Genomic DNA, 19,309 nt, shown 5'->3' with positions numbered 1-19,309 from the left:
GTCGTGGCCGGTGCCCGCGGGCGGGCACCGGCCGTTTCGTCATGGTCTGCGCCGTGCTGTCATCATCAGCGCTGATACCGGTCGAGGATGCGATTGCCGTCGTCGGTGAGCTGTTCGCGCAGGTCGCCGAGCCCCGAGCCGCCGTCGTAGTAGCGCTGGAACGCGGGGGTGGCGATCTTGTCCTTCCACTCCGGGTAGCCCCGCACCCCGAGGACGGGCGAGGGCCGCAGGTACTGCGCGACGGCGACCCCGGTGCTCCAGCCCAGCTCGTCCGTGGTGAGCGACGGGTCGGTCAGGGCCGTGCGGCTCGTCGGCAGCATCCAGTCGCCCTGCGCCAGTTCGACGGCGTGGTCGGCCTGGGTGAGGAAGGCGATGAAGTCGGCGGCTGCCTGCTGGTGGTCGCTGTCCTCCGCGACCGACAGCGTCTGCGGCGCGACGCCCTGCACGAGCCCCTCGGGGCCGCCGCCGGACGGCATCGGCAGGACGGTCCAGTCGAAGCCGTCGGGTGCCTGCTGCGAGACCTGCTGGCGGAACGAGAAGTTCAGCGGCAGCATCGCGTAGCGGCCCGCGAAGAACCCGGGCAGCGTGTCGGAGCCCGACATGCCGAGGCTGCTGCTGGGCGCGGTGCCCTCCTCGTTCACCTGCCGGTTGATCAGCTCGGCGACGGCGGAGTCGTCGGCGCCGAAGCGGATCTCGTTCTTCCCGTCGTCGTCGCTGTGGAAGATCCGGCCGCCGGTGGACAGCGAGAGGTTGACCGACTGGCTGACGGGCTCGCGCATCGACCAGGCGACGCCGTACGTGTCGGTGCGGCCGTCCCCGTCGCCGTCCTGGGTGAGGGTGCGCGTGACGTCCTCGAACTCGTCCCAGGTCCAGGGGTCCTCGGCGGTCGGCACGCGGACGCCCGACGCCTCAAGCAGCTGCGTGTTGGCGATCAGGACGCGCGGCTCCTGGAGGAACGGGACGCCGTAGATCCCGCCGTCGAACGTCGTCGTCCCCCACGACTCCTCGGGGATGTCGGCGCGCAGCGCGTCGGGGAGCAGGTCCGTGAGGTCGGCGAGGTAGCCGCCGTAGGCGAAGTCGGTGAGGTCGGAGGCGTCGTTGTGGATGATGTCCGGCGCCTCGCCGCCCATGAAGGAGGTGAGGAGCTGGTCGTGGACGTTGTCCCAGGAGCCCTGGACGTAGCGCACCTGCACGTCCGGGTTGGCGGCGTTCCACTCGTCCACCAGCGCCTGGTTGGCCTCGACGGACTCCTGCTGCCAGGCGAGGCTCAGGTAGTCGAGGGTGACGGTGCCGTCCCCGCCGCCGTCGCCCGAGCCGCAGGCGGCCAGCGTGACGAGGGACAGGACGGCGGCGCAGGCCGCGGCGCGTGACCGCAGCCGGTTCCTCGTGGCGCGCATCAGCCCTTCACCGCCCCGGCGATCATGCCGCCCGCCAGCCGCCGCTGGAGCAGCGAGAACAGCAGGAGGCTCGGCAGCGTGGCGAGGACGGCGGCGGCGGCCAGCGGCCCGAGGTCCGCGGCGCCCTCGGCACCGATGAAGTGGGTCAGGATCACGGACATCGTCTGGTTCTCCGGTGACTTGAGCAGGACCAGGGCGAAGAAGAACTCGTTCCAGGCCGTGACGAACGAGAACATCAGCGTCGCCACCACGCCCGGCACCAGCAGCGGCAGGACGACGGAGCCCAGCGTGCGCAGGCGGCTGGCGCCGTCCACGGCGGCGGCCTCCTCCAGGGAGAGCGGCACGGCCTTGACGAACCCGCGCAGCATCCACAGCGAGAACGGCAGGTTCCACACGACGTAGACCATGACGAGGCCGGGCAGCGAGTCGATGAGGTGCAGGTTCCGCAGCACCAGGAACAGCGGGATGATGATCAGCACGAACGGGAACATCTGGCTGATCAGCACCCAGCCCGTGCCCGCCCGGGTGACGCGCGAGCGGTTGCGGACCATGACGTACGCGGCCGGGACGGCGATGGCGACGGCGATCAGCGCCGCACTGCCCGCGACCAGCAGGCTGTTCAGCGCCGAGCGCAGCAGCGGCTGGGCGTCGAAGGCCGCCCGGTAGTTGTCGAACGACGGCTCGCGCGGGATCCACGTCGGGTCGATCGAGCCCAGCTCCTGCGGCGACTTGAACGACGTCGAGATCAGCCACAGGAGGGGGAAGGCGAGGAAGGCGAGGTAGCACAGCAGGGCCGCGTACTGTCCGGTGCGGCCCGCGGCGGCCCGGAGCGTACGGCCTCTCGGCCGCCGCGTGGCGGGAGTGACGGCGCTCACGGGGTCTCCTCCTTGAGACGGTTGCGCAGGAAGACGGTGAGCAGCACCGCCATGACGCCGACCAGGACGAGGCCCATGGCCGCCGCGTAGCCGAACTGGCCGTAGGTGAACGCCTCCTCGTAGACGAAGAGGCTCGGCAGCCGCGTCTCCCCGGCGGGGCCGCCCTGGGTGAGTACGTACACCAGGCCGAAGGAGTTGAAGTTCCAGATGAAGTTGAGCGCGGTGATGGCGAGCACGACCGGGCGCAGCGCGGGCCAGGTGACGCTGGTGAAGCGCCGCCAGATCCCGGCGCCGTCGATCGCGGCGGCCTCCCGCAGCTCGTGCGGCACGTTCTGGAGCCCGGCGAGCAGGACGACGGTGGTCTGCGGCATGCCCGCCCAGACGCCGACGACGATGACGGCGGGCAGCGCGAGCGCCAGGTCGGTGAGCCAGTCCACGTTGTCGCCGTTGCCGAACAGGCCCAGCAGGCCGAGGTCGCCCAGCGTCTTGTTGAGCACGCCCGCGTCCTGGTGGTAGACGAGGCGCCACATGATGCCGACCACGACCTCGGGCATCGCCCACGGCACGAGCGCGAGGGTCCTGGCCAGCCAGCGGAAGCGCAGGCGCTGGTCGAGCAGCAGCGCGAGGCCGAGGCCCAGGACGATCTGGAGGGTCGTGACGCAGACGGCCCAGACGAGGCCGATGCGGAAGGAGTCCCAGAACAGGCTGTCGAACCGCAGGTCGGCGAAGTTCGCGAGGCCCACGAACTGGGTGGACTCGGTGCGCCCTGACTGGGAGTCGGTGAAGGCGAGGGATATGCCGTACAGCAGCGGCACGACGCTCAGGATCAGGATCGGTATGAGCGCGGGGAGGAGCAGGAACCATGCTCCTCGGTCCAGGCCCAGGGCGCGTCTGCGCTGGGCCGGGGTTCTCGGGGGCGGGGCGCCGCGGCTGCCCGGGGCGGCGTCGGCCCGGGGGGCGGTGAGACTCATGCGCACCTCATGCTCGGGGATCGGTGGGTGACGGGGAGGTGGGGTCGGGGGACGGGGGGACGTGCGGTGGGAGTGGGGCGTCCGGCGGCGCGGTGGACGCGCGGACGACGAGCCGCGGCGGCGCGGTCGTGGTGCGGGGCTCCGGCGGCGGGGGCGCGCCGCCGTCGAGCCGGTCGAGGAGCAGTTCGGCGGCGCGTCGGCCGCGTTCGGACGAGCCGAGGTCCACGCTGGTCAGCGGGGGCCAGGCGGCGCGGGCGAGGCTGCTGTCGTCCATCCCGGCGACGGCGATGTCGGCCGGGATGCGCAGGCCGCGCGAGAGCAGCGCGTGGGACGCGCCCAGCGCCAGCTGGTCGTTGGCGCAGAACAGCGCGTCGGGGCGCGCGGCGAGCAGCGACTCGGCCGCGGCCGTGCCCTCGGCGATGCCGAACTCGGTGTGCGCGACGAGGCGTTCGTCGTACGGCAGGCCGCACTCGGCGAGGGCGGCGCGGTAGCCCTCGGCGCGGTTGGCGCCCGGCACGGTGTCGGCCGGGCCGTTGACGAACGCGATGCGGCGCCGTCCGGTGCGGTACAGGTGGCGCACGGCGCCCGCCGCGCCCGCCACCGAGTCGGCGCGCACGCTGTCCACCGGGGTGCCCGGCGGCAGCGAGCCGATGACGACGACGGGGCCCGCCGCGTTCTCCAGCGCGCGCAGGTGCTCGTCGGTGATGCGGATCGGGACGAGGATCAGGCCGTCGCTGGTGCGGTCGCGCAGGCTGCGCAGGACGGCGAGTTCGTCCTCGGCGACCGCCTCGGTCGAGTGCAGCAGCAGCCGGTAGCCCGCCTGTTTGGTCACGGACTGGATGGCGCGGACCATCGCGACGTAGACGGGGTTGCCGATGTCCGGCATGGCGAAGGTGAGCTGCCGCGTCCTGCCGCCCTTGAGGGAACGGGCCACGGCGTTCGGCACGTAGCCGAGTTCCGCGGCGGCGCGGCGCACCCGCTCGGTGGTGTCGCGGCGGGCGCCCTGGCCGTTCAGCACGCGGGAGACCGAGGCGATGGACACGCCCGCGTGGGCGGCTATCGACACGATGGTCGGCTGGCCGCCGTGCTGCCCGCTGTTCGGCATCCCGACTTCTCCTCGGCTGGTTCGGGTGGTTCGCCCGTCATGCGTGGATCGCTGTAAACGTTTTCAGCGACTGGAATCGTTTACAGATGGTGCGACCATATGTCCCTCTCGTCAAGGGGTTCACCCACGGAATGTTGACGGCGCGCGTCCGGGGTGACGCCCCGTCAGCCCGGCGAAGGACGCTGCGCGGGGTGTTCAGGCCGGGAAGACATCCCCCGGGGGCGGTCCCGCACCGCCCGGGAAGGGACACGGATGAACCGTTTCGACGCCAGGAACCGTTTCCAGCAACTCCGCGCGCTCCGGGAGGGGGTGTCGAGCGACGAACTGGACCGGATATGGTCGGGCCTCGACCCCGTCCCGGCCGCCGACATCCTCGGCCGCTGGCGCGGCGAGGGCTTCGCGACCGGCCACGCCCTCAACGGAACGCTCCGCTGCTGCCGGTGGTACGGTAAATCGTTCAACTCTCTCAGTGACGCCAAACCCCTCATCTGTTACGACGAGAACGGCGAACTGTTCTCCAACGTCGAGCTGGGACGGGGCGAGGCCAGCCTGTGGAACGTCGAGTTCCGGGGCGAGGTGACGGCCGCCATGGTCTACGACGGGCGGGCCGTCCTCGACCACTTCAAACGGGTGGACGACGTCACCCTCATGGGGATCATGAACGGCGACGCCGAACTCGTCCTCCACAACGGGCGGCACTTCTACTTCCTCCTGGAGAGAGCCTGACCCGCCCCCACCCCCGCAGCGGAGGAACTGGCCATGCGGATCACCGCCGCGGTCGCGCGCGCCCCCCGGGCGCCGTTCGTCCTTCAGGCCCTCGACCTCGACGACCCGCGCCCCGACGAGATCCTGGTGCGGATCACGGCCGCCGGGCTCTGCCACACCGACCTGGTGATGAAGGCGGCGGCCCCGGTGGGACCCGCCGTCCTCGGCCATGAGGGCGCCGGAGTCGTGGAGCGGGTCGGCGGCGCGGTGCGGGGCGTGCGCGTGGGGGACAGGGTGGTCCTCAGCTACCGGAGCTGCCGCGCGTGCGGGCTGTGCCGCCAGGGGCGCACCGCCTACTGCGAGCGCACCGCGCAGCTGAACAACTCGGGCCGCCGCGCGGACGGTTCGGCGACGATGTGGCAGGACGGCGTCCCGGTGGCCGGGTCGTTCTTCGGCCAGTCCAGCTTCGCGACCCACGCGCTGGCCAGCGCCGACAACGCCGTCGTCGTCGGCCGCGACACCGACCTGACGCGGGTGGCGCCGCTGGGCTGCGGCTTCCAGACGGGCGCGGGCGCCGTGCTCAACGTGCTGCGCCCCGGGCCCGCCTCCCGCCTGGTGGTCTACGGGGTCGGCGCGGTCGGCCTCGCGGCGCTGCTCGCGGCCGACGCCGCCGGGGTGCGCGGGACCGTCGCGGTGGACGTGCACCCGGAGCGCCGCGCCCTGGCCGCGCGGCTCGGCGCGGGCGCGGTCGTGGACCCGGCGGGCGCCGACCTGGTGGCCGCGGTCAGGGACGCCACCGGCGGCGGGCCGACGCACGCCCTGGACACGACCGGGGTGCCGTCCGTCGTGGCCGCCGCCGCGAAGGCCCTGGCGCCGACCGGGACGCTCGTCGTCGTCGGCCTCGGCGACGCCGAACTGACCGTGGACCTGCGGGACATCATGGTCGGCGGCAAGACGGTGCGCGGCTGCGTCGAGGGCGACGCGGTGCCGGAGCGGTTCATCCCCCGGCTCCTCGCGCTCCGTGCGGGCGGGCGCTTCCCGGTGGAGGAACTGGTGACGGCCTACCCGTTCGAGGAGATCAACCGCGCGGTCGCCGACCACCGGTCGGGCGCCGTCGTCAAGCCGGTCCTCGTCTGGTGACCCGCGGCGCGGGGCGATAGGTACTCTCCCGGCCCGCCGCCGTCGTCGTGTGCCCTGCAGTGCTCACCCAGCGTGTCTCTCCCGTGACTCTTCCGCTCGCCGACGGATCGACCCTTGACGTGTTTCGGGCAGCGGTCCACACTTCCGGTTAAGTTCAGTCATCTTTCCACGATTGCAGTCAGCGAGGACGGCATGCTGCCAGCGGAACGCCACCGCCGTATCACCGCGGCCGTGAACCAGGCCGGGACCCTCAGCACCGAGGAGTTGGCCGCCGGGCTCGGCGTCTCCGCCGAGACCGTCCGCCGCGACCTGGCCCAGCTGGAGCGGCGCGGCCAGCTCAACCGCGTGCACGGCGGCGCCGCCGCCCTGGCGCTCGCCCGGGAGCTGACCGGCGAGGAGGCCCCGTACGCCGAGCGCTCCCTCGCCCAGCGCGAGGCGAAGGTCGCCATCGGCCGGGCAGCCGCCGCGCTGGTCACCTCCGGCATGACCCTGGTGATCGACGTCGGCACCACCGCCGTCGAGGTGGCGCGGGCCCTGCCCGCCGACTTCCGCGGCAAGGTCGCCACGCCCTCCCTGCTCGTCGCGGGCGAGCTGGCCGGACGCCAGGACGTCGAGGTCTTCGTCCCCGGCGGACGCATCCGCGCGGGCGACCTCGTCTGCTCGGGCGCCACGACGGCCGGGTTCTTCGGCGACTTCCACGCCGACCTCGCCTTCGTCGGCTCGGGCGGCATAGCGGCCGACGCCGGGGTGACGGACTTCTACTACGACGAGATCGCCACGAAACGGGTGATACTCGCGCACGCCGCCCGCACGTTCGTCCTCGCCGACTCCCGCAAGCACGGGCGGATCGCGCCCCACCGCATCTGCGACCTCGGCGGCTGCACCGGCGTCATCACCGACCAGGCGTGCGACCCCGAGCTGACCGCGGCCATCGACCGCGCGGGCGGCTCCGTCCTCACCGCCTGACCGGCCCCGCGTTCCCCCGAGGCGGCCCGTCCCCACGGGCCGCCCGCACACGAAAGGCAGCACGACCCATGGCTCACGCGGAACCCGGAACGCCGGGCTCGACGGCACCGACCGGCGCCGCCGGATACCAGCAGGAGATGCCACGCGAACTGGGCTGGTACGCCTCGTTCTCCATCGCCTTCGGCTTCGTCTCCATCGCCACCGGCCTGTTCACCGCCTACGGATCGGTCCTCAACACCTCGGGCCCGCGCGGCATCTGGGCCTGGCCCATCGCCGTCGTCGGGCAGCTCGCCGTCGCCCTCATCTTCGGCGCGCTCGCCGCCCGCATCCCGATCAGCGGCTACGCGTACCAGTGGGTCTCGCGGATCGTCGGCCCCGTGTGGGGCTGGATCATGGGCTGGATCTCGTTCGCGTTCCTCGGCGTCGTGGTCGTCGCCGTGGACTACACCATCGCGTCCACGATCCTGCCCGAGCTGTTCCGCTACCAGGGGACGACGCAGAACGCCTGGTTCATCACCGCGATCGTCATCCTCCTCCAGGCCATACTCGTGGCCGCCTCGACCCGTGCCACCCACCGCGTCAACAACGTGGCCGTCACCGTCCAGCTCATCGGCATGGTCTCCCTGACCGTCCTGCTGTTCGTCGTCGGCGCCGCCACCGGCAAGATCGACTTCGGCACCCTCTTCGAGGCCGCGCCCGCCGACCCCGACGGCTACTTCGCCCTCGGCAGCGCCGGGCACGCCGGGCCGTTCGCCCTCGCGTTCCTCCTCGGCGCCTTCACGATCGTCGGCTTCGAGTCCGCCGCCAACCTGGCGGAGGAGACCAAGGAGCCCGCCCGCGTCATCCCCAAGGCCATGGCGCAGGCCGTGATCTCCCTCGGCGTCCTCGGCTTCCTCTTCCTCGTCGCCATCACCGCGCTCGCCGACGACACCACGGCGCTGGCCGCCTCCGACACCCCGGTCGCCGCGATCATCACGGACGTCCTCGGCTCGTTCCTCGGCAAGCTGATGCTCGTCCTGGTCGTGATCTCGATCTTCTCCTGCGGCCTGGTCATCACCCTCAGCGGCACCCGCCTGGTGTGGGCGATGTCCCGCGACCAGCGGTTCCCGGCCTGGCAGGCCCTGCGCCGCGTCCACCCGCGCCGCGGCACCCCCGTCAACTCCTCGGTGTTCATGCTGGTCGTCGCCCAGCTCGTCCTGCTGGCCTTCTCCGGCTCCACCGACGCCCTGTTCGACCTCTTCTCGGCGGCCACGCTGCTGCCCGCCCTCATCTACGCGGGCACCGTCGTGATGTACATCGCCAAGCGCCGCTCCCTCCCGCCCAGCCGCGGCTTCACCCTCGGCCGCTGGGAGATCCCGGTCATCGTCGTCGCCTCGGTCTGGCTGGCCTACGAGCTGCTGATCTTCCGCGACTCGTCCTTCCGCAACCCCTGGCTGTACGTCCTGATCCTCTTCGCCGTCGGCGCCGTCTACTTCGTCCACCTGCTCGCCACCCGTGGCCGGGCCGCGCTGACCATGCCGGACATGCAGGACATCGACAAGATCCTGGACGCGGACGGCGGCGCCGGGCAGCGGCCCGCACCCCGGCAGGCCGACGGCGCGGACCTCGCACAGGAGCGCTGATCCCATGACCACCGTCCTCGCCATCGACCAGGGCACCTCGGGCACCAAGGCCCTCGTCACCGACACGGCGGACGGCACCCTCGCCATCGCCGAGGAGACGGTACGCCCCACCTACCTGGACGGCGGCGGCGTCGAGCAGAACCCCGCGGAACTGCTCACCTCCGTCCTCCGGGCGGGCCGCCGCGCCGTCACCGCCGCCGGGCGGCCGATCGACGCCGTCGCCCTCGCCAACCAGGGCGAGACCGTCCTCGCCTGGGACCCCGCCACCGGCACCCCCCTCACCCCGGCGATCGTCTGGCAGGACCGGCGCGCCGAGTCCGTCTGCGCCGGGCTCGCCGACCACGCCGCGCTGATCGCCGCACGCACCGGGCTCGTCCTCGACCCGTACTTCTCCGCGCCCAAGATGGCCTGGCTGCGGCGGAACCTCACGACCGAGGGCGTCGTCACCACCACCGACACCTGGCTCGTGCACCACCTCACCGGCGCGTTCGTCACCGACGTGACCACCGCCAGCCGCTCCCTCGTCCTCGGCCTCGACGCCGTGGACTGGGACCCGGAGCTGCTGGCGCTGTTCGGCCTCCAGGACGAGCGGCTGCCGCGCATCGTCGCCTGCGACGAGATCGTCGGCACGACCCGGGCGTTCGGCGGCGAGATCCCGGTCACCGGGCTCGTCGTGGACCAGCAGGCGGCGCTCCTCGCCGAGGGCTGCCTCACCCCCGGCACCGCCAAGTGCACCTTCGGCACCGGCGCGTTCCTCCTCGCCAACACCGGCGACCACGCCGTCCGTTCCACGTCGGGGCTCACCACGTCCGTCGCCTGGCGCGCCGCGGGCGACACGCCGTACTGCGTGGACGGGCAGGTCTACACGGCCGCGTCCGCCATCCGCTGGATACAGGACCTCGGTCTCATCGACGCGGCCACCGACCTCGACGCGGTCGCGGCGGACGACACGGAAGGCGTCCTGTGCGTCCCGGCGCTCGCCGGGCTCGCCGCCCCCTGGTGGCGGCCCGACGCCACCGCCACATTCACCGGCATGCGCCTGTCCACCCGCCGCGAACACCTGGTGCTCGCCGTCCTCCAGGGCATCGCCGCCCAGGTCGCCGAGCTGTGCCGCCTCGTCGAGACCGACCTCGGCGCCCCCATGACCCGGCTGCGCGCCGACGGCGGCCTCACCCACAGCCGCGCCCTCATGCAGGCGCAGGCCGACCTCGCCCAGATCCCGGTGGACATCTACCCGTCCGCCCACGCCACACCGCTCGGCGCCGCCGCGCTGGCCAGGCTGGCCCTCACCCCGGGCCTCACCCTGGCCGACGCGGTCGGCGACTGGCGGCCCACCACCGTCCACGAGCCCCGGTGGAGCGCCGATCGCGCCGCCGACTTCCGGGCCCGCTGGAGCGCCGCAGCGGCCACCGCCGCCGCCACAGGAAGGGGCACCTCACGATGACCGTCAGCGCGGACCGCGCACCGGCCGTCCACGACATCGCCGTCATCGGGGCGGGCATCGTCGGCTCCGCCCTCGCCCGCGAGCTGGCAGGACACGACCTGTCCGTCGCGCTCGTCGAGGCGCGCGACGACGTCGGCGACGGCACCAGCAAGGCCAACACCGCCCTGCTGCACACCGGTTTCGACGCCAAGCCGGGCACCCTCGAATCCCGCCTCGTCGCCCGCGGCTACCACCTCCTGGGCGCGTACGCCGAACGCACCGGCATCCCGGTCGAGCGCACCGGCGCCCTCCTCGTCGCCTGGAACGACGAGGAACTGGCCGCGCTCCCCGGCCTCAAGGAGAAGGCCGAGGCCAACGGTTACCACGCGTGCGCGCTGATCGGCGCCGACGAGGTGTACGCGGCGCTCCCCGCCCTCGGCGACGGCGCGCTCGGCGGTCTCACCGTGCCCGGCGAGTCGATCATCTGCACCTGGACGACGAACCTGGCGCTCGCCACCGACGCCAAGCGGCGCGGCACCGACGTCCTGCTCGGCCACGCCGTCACCGCCGTCACCCGCGACGACGCCACCGGCGTCACCACCCTCGCCACCACCGGCGGCGACGTCCGCGCCCGCTGGGTCGTCAACGCCGCCGGGCTCGGCGCCGACCGGATCGACCGGCTCTTCGGCCACGACCGGTTCACCGTCACGCCCCGGCGCGGCGAGCTGTTCGTCTTCGACAAGCTGGCCCGCCCCCTCGTGGACCGGATCGTCCTGCCCGTGCCGACCTCGCGCGGCAAGGGCGTCCTCGTCTCGCCCACCATCTACGGCAACGTCATGCTGGGCCCGACCTCGGAGGACCTCACCGACCGCACCGCCACCGGCACCTCCGAGGACGGCTTCGCCTTCCTGCTCGGCAAGGGCGAGAAGCTGATGCCCCGGCTGCTGAAGGAGGAGGTCACCGCCTCCTACGCGGGCCTGCGCGCGGCCATCGACCACGGCGACTACCTGATCGAGGCGTCCCCCGAGCAGCGCTACCTGCTGGTCGGCGGCATCCGCTCCACCGGCCTCACGGCGGGCATGGCGATCGCCGAGCACGCCCTCGGCCTCCTCGCCGACGCCGGGCTCGCCCTCACGCCGCGCGACGACGTGCCCGCGCCGCCGCGCATGCCCAACCTCGGCGAGGCCACCACGCGCCCCTACCAGGACGCCGAACGCATCGCCGCCGACCCCGCCTACGGGCAGATCGTCTGCTTCTGCGAGCGCGTCACCGCAGGAGAGATCCGCGACGCCTGCCACGCCACGCTCCCCGCGCCCAACCTGGAGGGCCTGCGCCGCCGCACCCGCGCCATGAACGGCCGCTGCCAGGGCTTCTTCTGCGGCGCCGAGGTCGCGCGGCTCCTCGCCACACGCGGCGCGGACACCGGCAGCGGTGGCGGCAGCGACAGCGGCAGCGGTACCCACGAGCCCAGGCAGCACGAGGAAAAGACCCGATGAGCAGCACACCCACTCCCCCCACGCTCACCCCCGACGTCCTCGTCATCGGCGCCGGGCCCGCCGGGCTCACCGCCGCCGCCCGCCTCGCGCCGCGCGTCGCGGGCGAGGTCCTGGTCGTGGACCGCGAGGCCGAGGCGGGCGGCATCCCCCGGCACAGCGACCACACCGGCTACGGCCTGCGCGACCTGCGGCGCGTCATGACGGGCCCCCGCTACGCCCGCCACCTCACCGCCCGCGCCCTCGCCGCCGGAGCCGTCATCCGCACCCGCACCATGGTCACGGACTGGGCCGACGACCACACCGTCGAGGTCACCAGCCCGCAGGGCCGCCTGCGCATCAGCGCCCGCGCCGTCGTCCTCGCCACCGGCGCCCGCGAACGCCCCCGCCCCGCCCGCCGCATCCCCGGCGACCGCCCGCACGGCGTGTACACGACCGGCCAGCTCCAGAACATCGTCCACCTCCAGCACGGCAGGGTGGGGAAGCGGGCCGTCGTCGTCGGCGGCGAACTCGTCAGCTGGTCCGCCGTGCTCACCCTCCGCGAGGCGGGCTGCGACACGGCGCTGATGGTCAGCGGCTACCCCAAGGCCGAGTCGTACGGCGTCTTCACGGTGCCGGGCCGCGCCGTCCTCGGCGTCCCCGTCGCCACCAGGGCCCGCGTCACGCGGATCATCGGCAAGGGGCGGCTCACCGGCGTGGAGATCGAGAACCTCGACACGCGCGCCCGCCGCGTCGTCGCCTGCGACACCGTCGTCTTCACCGGCGACTGGATCCCCGACCACGAACTGGCCCGCGCCGCCGGGCTCGACCTCGACCCCGGCACGCTCGGCCCGCTCGTGGACACCGCGCTGCGCACCAGCACGCCGGGCGTCTACGCGGCCGGGAACCTCCTGCACCCGGTGGACACCGCCGACATCGCCGCGCTCGACGGCAAGCACGTCGCCGACCAGGTGCTGCACCGCCTCGCCGGGACGGACCGCGCGCCGGACGGGCCCGGCGGCGTCCGCCTGCACGCCGAAGGCGCCCTGCGGTGGATCGCCCCCGGGCTGCTCCGTCCTGGCGACCCCGCGCCGCCCAGGAACCGGCTGCTGCTGTGGACCGACGAGTTCGTCCGCGTCCCGCGCGTCACCGTCCGGCAGGACGGCCGCGTCGTCGCCCGCCGCACCCTGCCCTGGCCCGCCGCCCCCGGACGCGTGCTGCGCATCCCGTGGTCGGTCATGAAGGACGTGGACCGGCACGGCGGCCCCGTCACCGTCGGCGTCACCTGACGGACGCCGCGCGGGCGCCCGTCACGCCCCGGAGTGACGGCCGGGGCGTGACCGGCGCCCGCGCACGCGGCGGGACCGTCAGGCCCCGGCGTCACCCATCACGCGGGTGAACTCCGCCGGGTCCGTGTCGAAGCCGCGCAGCGCGGGCCGCAGCCCCCACTCGCCCGCCCCGTCCCGCACGAACTCGCCGATCACCGCCGCCGTGGCGCCCGCCACGGCCGCGAAGTCCCCCTGCGCCAGCTCCGTGTAGCCCTCGGCCACCCGGAACCGCGTGCTCGGGATGTCGGCGAAGGTCCTGCGCCCCGTGCGCTGCTGGATGGCCACGCCCACGACGACCCGGGCGTACGTCGAGGCCAGGCGCTCCAGCTCGAACGTCATCACCTCGTCGTAGCCGAAGCCCTGGCCCGTCGTGCTGTCCCGGCTCAGCGTGATCGTCCCGTCGGGCGACCGGCTGTCGAAGTGCACCAGGTAGACGGGCGCGCCGTGCGGCGCGTCGGCCGCGTACGTCGCGGCGATGATGTCCACGTCGTGATCCGGCTCACCCATCGCACTGGCGTCCCACTTGACGGCCACCTCGACCTTGCCCAGGCCCTTGCTCGGACTGCCCATCGGACTTCCCCTTCCCCGGCCCCTGCCCCGGCGCCCGCCGGGGGGCACAACGACACGTCGCGACTTGTCAGTTGCTCATAGTGCCATGATCGACGCCGCGCCTCACCGGTGCCGCGCGACCCCACGGCGCGGGCGCGGGATGCGAGGATCGGATCGCACCCGATCAGCGAGGATCAGGAAGGACGGCCGTCCCATGGCACAGGAAGTACGCGGCGTCGTCGCGCCCGGCAGGAACGAACCCGTACGGGTGGAGACCGTCGTCGTCCCCGACCCAGGGCCAGGCGAGGCGGTGGTGCAGGTCCAGGCGTGCGGCGTCTGCCACACCGACCTGCATTACAAGCAGGGTGGCATCAGCGACGACTACCCGTTCCTCCTCGGCCACGAGGCGGCGGGCGTCGTCGAGTCGGTGGGGGAGGGCGTCACCGACGTGGCGCCCGGCGACTTCGTCATCCTCAACTGGCGTGCCGTCTGCGGCCGTTGCCGGGCCTGTCTGCGCGGACGGCCCTGGTACTGCTTCGACACGCACAACGCGCGGCAGAAGATGACGCTGACCGACGGCACCGAGCTGTCCCCTGCGCTCGGCATCGGCGCCTTCGCCGAGAAGACCCTCGTCGCCGCCGGGCAGTGCACGAAGGTGGACCCGGCCGTCGCCCCCGAGGTCGCCGGGCTGCTGGGCTGCGGCGTCATGGCCGGGATCGGCGCGGCGCTCAACACCGGCGCCGTCGGACGCGGCGACTCGGTCGCCGTCATCGGCTGCGGCGGCGTCGGCGACGCCGCGATCGCGGGCGCACGCCTGGCGGGCGCCGCCCGCATCATCGCCGTGGACATCAACGACGCCAAGCTCGCCACCGCCCGCGCCATGGGCGCCACCCACACCGTCAACTCGACCGCGGACGACCCCGTCGAGGCCATCCGCGACCTGACCGGCGGACACGGCGCCGACGTCGTCATCGAGGCGGTCGGCCGCCCCGAGACCTACCGGCAGGCGTTCTACGCCCGCGACCTCGCGGGCACCGTCGTCCTCGTCGGCGTCCCCACGCCGGAGATGAAGCTCGAACTGCCCCTGCTCGACGTCTTCGGCCGCGGCGGCTCCCTCAAGTCCTCCTGGTACGGCGACTGCCTGCCCAGCCGCGACTTCCCGATGCTCATCGACCTGCACCTCCAAGGCCGCCTGGACCTCGGCGCGTTCGTCACCGAGACCATCGCCCTCGACCAGGTCGAGCACGCCTTCGACCGGATGCACACCGGCGACGTGCTGCGCTCGGTGGTGGTCCTGTGAGCGCCGCCCGCGTGGACCACCTCGTCACCTCCGGCACGTTCAGCCTCGACGGCGGCATCTGGGAAGTGGACAACAACGTCTGGATCGTCGGCGACGACACCGAGGCGTACGTCATCGACCCCGCCCACGACGCCGCCGCCGTCGAGGCCGCGCTCGGCGGCCGGACGCTGCGCGGCATCCTGTGCACCCACGCGCACGACGACCACGTCGGCGCCGCCCCCGCGCTCGCCGACCGCACCGGCGCGCCGATCCTGCTCCATCCGGACGACCTGCCGCTGTGGCGCCTCACCCACCCCGACCGGCTGCCGGACGGCGAACTGACGGACGGGCAGGAGCTGACGGTGGCCGGGACCACGCTCCGCGTCCTGCACACCCCTGGCCACGCGCCCGGCGCCGTCTGCTTCCACGTGCCGGATCTCGGCACCGTCTTCACCGGCGACACGCTCTTCCAGGGCGGGCCCGGCGCGACGGGGCGTTCGTACTCGGACTTCCCGACCATCATCGCCTCGATCCGCGACCGGCTGCTCACCCTGCCGCCGGACACCGTCGTGCGCACCGGCCACGGCGACTCCACCACCATCGCCACCGAGGCCCCCGCACTCCCTGAGTGGATCGCACGCGGCCACTGACCCGGCGGGGGAGAGGGGGGCCGGGCCGGAACCGGCCCGGTCTCCCGCTCGGGCACCGCGCGGCGACGACGGTGCCCGCCGATCACTCCGCGTCGTCGTCGCCTGGCACGTAGGGCGGGATCGTCCAGCGCATCGTCGTCCGACCCGTGGGGCCGCGCTGAAGGGTCACGGGATAGACGTGTCCTTCGTCGCGTTCGCCGCGATGCCGCATCGAGTGGTCGCCGCTGTCCCAGGCGATCCCCAGAACCGGGCGGTCGGCGACCACGACGGCACCGATCCCGAGCGGGTGGGTCGCGCCCGCGCGGTGGAAGCGGTGGAAGTCGGTGTGCTCATCGACCGCCACCATGACGCCCCGGCCCTGCGCGTCGCCCACCCAGGAGTTGAGGGAGTCGCCGAGCTTCTTCGCGGCGTCGAGCGGAAGGTCGAGCCACCCTCGCACCTCACCGCCGTCCCGCCGGATCAGTTCCCCGCCGAACCGACGACGGGCGGCCTCCGCGTGGCCTCCCCAGTAGGTGACGTCGGCAAGGCCGTCGGTCGAGGGGTGGTCGTCCCCGGTCCAGGAGTCCAGGGCAAGCGCGTCCCCGAGCACCATGCCGCAACGATCGACCGGCAGGTCACCGAGGACGACCGGTTCGTCGCCCGGGGGGCCGACCCACGGCAGACCGAGATCGACCTCCAGGACCGCGATGGTCGGTCCCGCGTCGAAGGGCGACGCCGCCGTGCTGGCCCGCACCGTCAACGGCCTGTCGTCGGCGGCGCGAACCGCGACCATCTCACAGTCCCCGTCATGGACGTGTCCGCCGCCGATCGCCGCGGCGGCACTCGCGCGCTCGGACAGCGGTCGGCCCACCTGCGGCCAGAAGTCGATCCACGACGCCATCCCCAGCACGAGGACTCCCGACGGCGCCGTCACGACTCCCAGGTCGATGTCAGTCCCAGCCATTCGGCGATTGAACCGTCCTTCTGCCGTAGGCACAAGCTGCGGCCAGGTCGGCGCCCGTGGTCACCCGCGGCATATCAACCACAGGTTCTATCGCCCCGATGACCCGGGGGCAGCCCTGCGCGTGCGGGGAGGAGGACGACACGCCCCACCCGGCTCCCGGCGGACTGGGAACAACCCCGCGCGTGCGGGGAGGAGCGCACGTAGGTCGTGAAGCTTGCCTGAGCGACGGGAACAACCCCGCGTGTGCGGGGAGGAGTCGGAACCTGGGACGGCGTCCGCTACCCAACCGGGAATAACCCCGCACGTGCGGGGAGGAGGACGACACGCCCCACCCGGCTCCCGGCGGACTGGGAACAACCCCGCACGTGCGGGGAGGAGCGCCGCGCCGCGACCCGAACCCCGAGATCACCGGGAATAACCCCGCACGTGCGGGGAGGAGCCGTGGAACGCCGCGGTGAACCGGGTCTGGCAGGGAACAACCCCGCGCGTGCGGGGAGGAGCGCCTCCAGCCGGGCGGGCGCCACCCCGACCCGGGAACAACCCCGCGCGTGCGGGGAGGAGGCTTCGGCGCTGGACCAGCCGATCCAGCGGCTGGGAACAACCCCGCGCGTGCGGGGAGGAGTCGTGGCGCTGGGCGGCGCACCGCGTGCACAGGGGAACAACCCCGCGCGTGCGGGGAGGAGGGCGACGGCGGCGGCGTACATGCTGTCGAGCCGGGAACAACCCCGCGCGTGCGGGGAGGAGCACTGCGCGCAGGGAATTTCGTTACGTATTTCGGGAACAACCCCGCGCGTGCGGGGAGGAGAGTAGTTGACCTGCGGGTTCACGGGCGGGGGTACGGGATTTTACTTACTTTACCTTCAGCCGCCGCAGACGCGGGGCGTGTGCGGCGGCCTCGTGTTCGGCCCATGACTCCGTGACCGCCACGATGTCCACTGACTGTCTCGCCTCGATCCGACCGTACTTGGGCCATGCTGCGGCCGTCCCCACGGGGCCCGAAGCCGGGCCCTCGTCGGGTTTCTGCGCTCCCGTCGCGACGTCCGTGAGCGACTGGCCGGGCCGCGGCGCTCATGGGCTCTCCCAGTGGAAGCGTCCCTTGTGGTGGTCGGGCTGGCGAAGACGTAGGCGTAGTTGAGGAGATACGAACCGTCATCGTCCTCTCCGGTGTCGCGCGTCGTCATACCGGGCACGCTACGACGCCGCGTGCGGGACGCGGGCGACGCCGGCCCAGATCGAGACGGTCTCCGGTGTCGCCTCCTCGGGGGCGGGGCCGTCCGGCCGCCAGTCCTGCGGCGGGACGAGGCCCGGCTCGACCATCTCCAGGCCCGCGAAGAACCGTTCGATCTCCGCCCGGGTCCGCACCTGCCCCGTCTGCCCGGTGGCGGCGCGGTCGCCCGCCGTGACGCGCGCCCAGGTGGGCGGGTCGAAGTCGGGCGTGACGTGCGTGATCAGCAGGTAGCTGCCGGGCGCCAGCGCGTCCACGTACGTGCGGACGAGGGACAGCGCGTGCACGCCACCCGCCTCGTCGTCCGCGATGTAGTGCAGCAGCGCGTTCAGGCACAGCGCGACGGGCCGCGACAGGTCGAGGACCTCCTTCAGCCTGGGGCTGGCGAGGATGCTCGGCGGGTCGCAGAAGTCGGCGTGCAGGTAGGTGGTGCTGCCCTCGGGCGTGCCGTCCATGAGCGCCTCGGCGTACCGCAGGACGATCAGCCGGTTGTCGGTGTAGACGACGCGCGTGTCGGGCGCCGCCGCCTGGACGACCTGGTGGATGTTCGGCTCGGTCGGTATGCCCGTCCCGATGTCGAGGAACTGCCGGACGCCCGCCTCGGCGGCCAGCCAGTGGACGGCGCGGTTCAGGAAGTCGCGGTTGGCGCGGGCGGCGACGCGAACCCCCGGCCACATGCGCTGCACGCCGAGCCCGGCGGCCTCGTCCGCCGGGTAGAAGGTCTTGCCGCCAAGGAACCAGTCGTACACCCGCGCCGGGTCCGGCCTGCCCGGGTCGATCTGCTCCTCAAGCACCCTTGCTCTCCTCCCAGTCGGTGGACCATTCGCCGATGGGCACGCTGTCCGCGACCGAGGCCGCCGAGTCGAGCGCCATCAGGTAGTGCCGTACGACGTCGGCCTGTTCGGTGACGGTCGCGCCGTCGCCTGTCTGGAGCAGCAGCCGGTCCGCCAGCTCAGGCGCCCGGAAGCGCAGGTACTGGACGGGGCCGCTCATCAGCGCGATGTGCGTCGTGTGGAGCGGGGTGACGCGGATGGTGACGCCGGGGCGCGCCGCCAGGGCCCGCAGGTGCGCGAGCTGCCGGTACATCACCTCGGGGCCGCCGACCCGGCGGCGCAGCGCGGACTCCTCGATCAGCGCCCACAGCACGGGCGGGCGCGGCGCGGACCGGTCCAGGACGGCCTGGCGCCGCGCGAGCACGTCGAGGGAGCGCGCGACCTCGGCCTCGTCCGCGTCCGGCGTACGCCCGCGCAGCAGCGCCGCGCCGTACGCCGGGATCTGGAGCAGGTCGGGCAGGAACAGGGGCGCGTACAGCCGGATGACCTCCGCCTGTTCCTCGCCCCTGAGCTGGTCGGCGAGCCACTGCGGCACAATGTCGCGGTACGCCTCCCACCACGCCGCGCGACGGGTCCCGGCCGCCTCGGCGAGCACCGAGTCGGTCTCGGCCTGGCGGCCGTAGAGCGTCAGGAGGGGGCGTACCCAGGCCGGTTCGAGGTCGATCCGTCCTGCCTCCAGGCCGCGTACGCGGTCCGGGGGGACGCCGAGGGCCGCCGCCGTCTCGCGGACGGACCGCCCCGCCGTGTCACGCATGGTGCGCAGCCGTGAGCCCAGCTGCCGCAGTGCGGCCGAGCCCGAGTGTTCCACCGGCATCCGAGCTCCCTT

The 19,309-nt window shown here is 73.3% G+C and carries 17 protein-coding genes and 1 CRISPR repeat array; of the genes, 9 read left to right on the top strand and 8 right to left on the bottom strand.

From position 1 onward, the window contains the following. Positions 1–65: 65 nt before the first annotated feature. The 4 genes from IF27_RS15870 to IF27_RS15855 are packed head-to-tail and all read right to left on the bottom strand — an operon-like array spanning position 66 to position 4,348. Positions 66–1,397 carry an ABC transporter substrate-binding protein gene (locus tag IF27_RS15870; protein WP_052850241.1) on the bottom strand — a complete coding sequence of 444 codons (1,332 nt, stop codon included), beginning with the start codon at positions 1,395–1,397 and terminating at the stop codon, positions 66–68. Further along, on the bottom strand, positions 1,397–2,272 hold the full coding sequence (locus tag IF27_RS15865) for a carbohydrate ABC transporter permease (RefSeq protein WP_052850240.1): 876 nt from the start codon (positions 2,270–2,272) through the stop codon (positions 1,397–1,399). Before IF27_RS15865 ends, IF27_RS15870 begins: the two co-directional genes overlap by 1 nt. After that, entirely contained in the window at positions 2,269–3,243 is a 975-nt protein-coding gene (locus IF27_RS15860; RefSeq protein ID WP_052850239.1) for a carbohydrate ABC transporter permease, read from the bottom strand. Before IF27_RS15860 ends, IF27_RS15865 begins: the two co-directional genes overlap by 4 nt. Before the next feature lie 7 nt (positions 3,244–3,250). Then, positions 3,251–4,348, bottom strand: coding sequence for a LacI family DNA-binding transcriptional regulator (locus IF27_RS15855; protein ID WP_110945946.1), 1,098 nt, complete (start codon positions 4,346–4,348; stop codon positions 3,251–3,253). Positions 4,349–4,600: 252 nt separating this feature from the next. Here IF27_RS15855 and IF27_RS15850 point away from each other — a divergent pair, with 252 nt between their 5' ends. The 7 genes from IF27_RS15850 to IF27_RS15820 all read left to right on the top strand — a co-directional run bounded on the left by IF27_RS15850 (position 4,601) and on the right by IF27_RS15820 (position 12,965). Then, positions 4,601–5,074, top strand: a complete 474-nt coding sequence (locus tag IF27_RS15850; RefSeq protein WP_052850238.1) for a DUF4334 domain-containing protein — start codon at positions 4,601–4,603, stop codon at positions 5,072–5,074. 33 nt (positions 5,075–5,107) lie between these two features. Next, entirely contained in the window at positions 5,108–6,193 is a 1,086-nt protein-coding gene (locus IF27_RS15845; protein ID WP_052850237.1) for an NAD(P)-dependent alcohol dehydrogenase, read from the top strand. 192 nt (positions 6,194–6,385) lie between these two features. Further along, positions 6,386–7,159 (top strand): DeoR/GlpR family DNA-binding transcription regulator, encoded by a 774-nt coding sequence (locus IF27_RS15840; RefSeq protein WP_052850236.1) that lies wholly within the window; start codon positions 6,386–6,388, stop codon positions 7,157–7,159. Positions 7,160–7,227: 68 nt separating this feature from the next. Then, positions 7,228–8,781, top strand: a complete 1,554-nt coding sequence (locus IF27_RS15835; RefSeq protein WP_052850235.1) for an APC family permease — start codon at positions 7,228–7,230, stop codon at positions 8,779–8,781. 4 nt (positions 8,782–8,785) lie between these two features. Then, positions 8,786–10,225, top strand: coding sequence for an FGGY family carbohydrate kinase (locus IF27_RS15830; protein ID WP_052850234.1), 1,440 nt, complete (start codon positions 8,786–8,788; stop codon positions 10,223–10,225). Beyond that, on the top strand, positions 10,222–11,700 hold the full coding sequence (locus IF27_RS15825) for an NAD(P)/FAD-dependent oxidoreductase (RefSeq protein WP_110945945.1): 1,479 nt from the start codon (positions 10,222–10,224) through the stop codon (positions 11,698–11,700). The genes IF27_RS15830 and IF27_RS15825 overlap by 4 nt, the downstream gene beginning before the upstream one ends. Continuing rightward, entirely contained in the window at positions 11,697–12,965 is a 1,269-nt protein-coding gene (locus IF27_RS15820) for an NAD(P)/FAD-dependent oxidoreductase (RefSeq protein ID WP_052850233.1), read from the top strand. The genes IF27_RS15825 and IF27_RS15820 overlap by 4 nt, the downstream gene beginning before the upstream one ends. 78 nt (positions 12,966–13,043) lie before the next feature. On the opposite strand, the gene IF27_RS15815 is transcribed toward IF27_RS15820, so the two are convergent. Next, complete coding sequence (locus IF27_RS15815) at positions 13,044–13,574, bottom strand: TerD family protein (RefSeq protein ID WP_052850232.1); 531 nt, start codon at positions 13,572–13,574, stop codon at positions 13,044–13,046. A gap of 193 nt (positions 13,575–13,767) precedes the next feature. On the opposite strand from IF27_RS15815, the gene IF27_RS15810 reads away from it, so the two are divergent. Further along, positions 13,768–14,853, top strand: coding sequence for an S-(hydroxymethyl)mycothiol dehydrogenase (locus IF27_RS15810; RefSeq protein ID WP_052850231.1), 1,086 nt, complete (start codon positions 13,768–13,770; stop codon positions 14,851–14,853). Further along, the gene (locus IF27_RS15805) at positions 14,850–15,482 is read left to right on the top strand and encodes an MBL fold metallo-hydrolase (RefSeq protein WP_052850230.1); all 633 of its coding nucleotides are present in this window, start codon (positions 14,850–14,852) and stop codon (positions 15,480–15,482) included. The genes IF27_RS15810 and IF27_RS15805 overlap by 4 nt, the downstream gene beginning before the upstream one ends. A gap of 82 nt (positions 15,483–15,564) precedes the next feature. On the opposite strand, the gene IF27_RS31585 is transcribed toward IF27_RS15805, so the two are convergent. The 3 genes from IF27_RS31585 to IF27_RS15785 form a co-directional block, all read right to left on the bottom strand. After that, positions 15,565–16,425, bottom strand: coding sequence for a hypothetical protein (locus IF27_RS31585; RefSeq protein ID WP_223291073.1), 861 nt, complete (start codon positions 16,423–16,425; stop codon positions 15,565–15,567). A gap of 105 nt (positions 16,426–16,530) precedes the next feature. Next, a CRISPR array of direct repeats spans positions 16,531–17,230; the repeat unit is 29 nt; unit sequence GGGAACAACCCCGCGCGTGCGGGGAGGAG. Positions 17,231–17,616: 386 nt separating this feature from the next. Next, the gene (locus IF27_RS15790) at positions 17,617–18,444 is read right to left on the bottom strand and encodes an SAM-dependent methyltransferase (RefSeq protein WP_052850228.1); all 828 of its coding nucleotides are present in this window, start codon (positions 18,442–18,444) and stop codon (positions 17,617–17,619) included. Further along, positions 18,437–19,297, bottom strand: coding sequence for a helix-turn-helix domain-containing protein (locus IF27_RS15785; protein ID WP_052850227.1), 861 nt, complete (start codon positions 19,295–19,297; stop codon positions 18,437–18,439). The genes IF27_RS15790 and IF27_RS15785 overlap by 8 nt, the downstream gene beginning before the upstream one ends. Positions 19,298–19,309 lie beyond the last annotated feature (12 nt).

The sequence above is a fragment of the Streptomyces avicenniae genome (genome assembly GCF_000719135.1).
Taxonomy (GTDB): Bacteria; Actinomycetota; Actinomycetes; order Streptomycetales; family Streptomycetaceae; genus Streptomyces; species Streptomyces avicenniae.
Note: the sequence above shows the minus strand (reverse complement) of the source record. Positions and strands in the feature narration are given on the sequence as shown.

What these genes read in the sequence shown, in the direction of transcription:
- IF27_RS15785 (WP_052850227.1), bottom strand. Translation starts at nt 19,297, where the DNA reads ATGCCGGTGGAACACTCGGGCTCGGCCGCACTGCGGCAGCTGGGCTCA.
- IF27_RS15830 (WP_052850234.1), top strand. Translation starts at nt 8,786, where the DNA reads ATGACCACCGTCCTCGCCATCGACCAGGGCACCTCGGGCACCAAGGCC.
- IF27_RS15825 (WP_110945945.1), top strand. Translation starts at nt 10,222, where the DNA reads ATGACCGTCAGCGCGGACCGCGCACCGGCCGTCCACGACATCGCCGTC.
- IF27_RS15835 (WP_052850235.1), top strand. Translation starts at nt 7,228, where the DNA reads ATGGCTCACGCGGAACCCGGAACGCCGGGCTCGACGGCACCGACCGGC.
- IF27_RS15815 (WP_052850232.1), bottom strand. Translation starts at nt 13,574, where the DNA reads ATGGGCAGTCCGAGCAAGGGCCTGGGCAAGGTCGAGGTGGCCGTCAAG.
- IF27_RS15855 (WP_110945946.1), bottom strand. Translation starts at nt 4,348, where the DNA reads ATGCCGAACAGCGGGCAGCACGGCGGCCAGCCGACCATCGTGTCGATA.
- IF27_RS15840 (WP_052850236.1), top strand. Translation starts at nt 6,386, where the DNA reads ATGCTGCCAGCGGAACGCCACCGCCGTATCACCGCGGCCGTGAACCAG.
- IF27_RS31585 (WP_223291073.1), bottom strand. Translation starts at nt 16,425, where the DNA reads ATGGCTGGGACTGACATCGACCTGGGAGTCGTGACGGCGCCGTCGGGA.
- IF27_RS15810 (WP_052850231.1), top strand. Translation starts at nt 13,768, where the DNA reads ATGGCACAGGAAGTACGCGGCGTCGTCGCGCCCGGCAGGAACGAACCC.
- IF27_RS15860 (WP_052850239.1), bottom strand. Translation starts at nt 3,243, where the DNA reads ATGAGTCTCACCGCCCCCCGGGCCGACGCCGCCCCGGGCAGCCGCGGC.
- IF27_RS15845 (WP_052850237.1), top strand. Translation starts at nt 5,108, where the DNA reads ATGCGGATCACCGCCGCGGTCGCGCGCGCCCCCCGGGCGCCGTTCGTC.
- IF27_RS15850 (WP_052850238.1), top strand. Translation starts at nt 4,601, where the DNA reads ATGAACCGTTTCGACGCCAGGAACCGTTTCCAGCAACTCCGCGCGCTC.
- IF27_RS15870 (WP_052850241.1), bottom strand. Translation starts at nt 1,397, where the DNA reads ATGCGCGCCACGAGGAACCGGCTGCGGTCACGCGCCGCGGCCTGCGCC.
- IF27_RS15820 (WP_052850233.1), top strand. Translation starts at nt 11,697, where the DNA reads ATGAGCAGCACACCCACTCCCCCCACGCTCACCCCCGACGTCCTCGTC.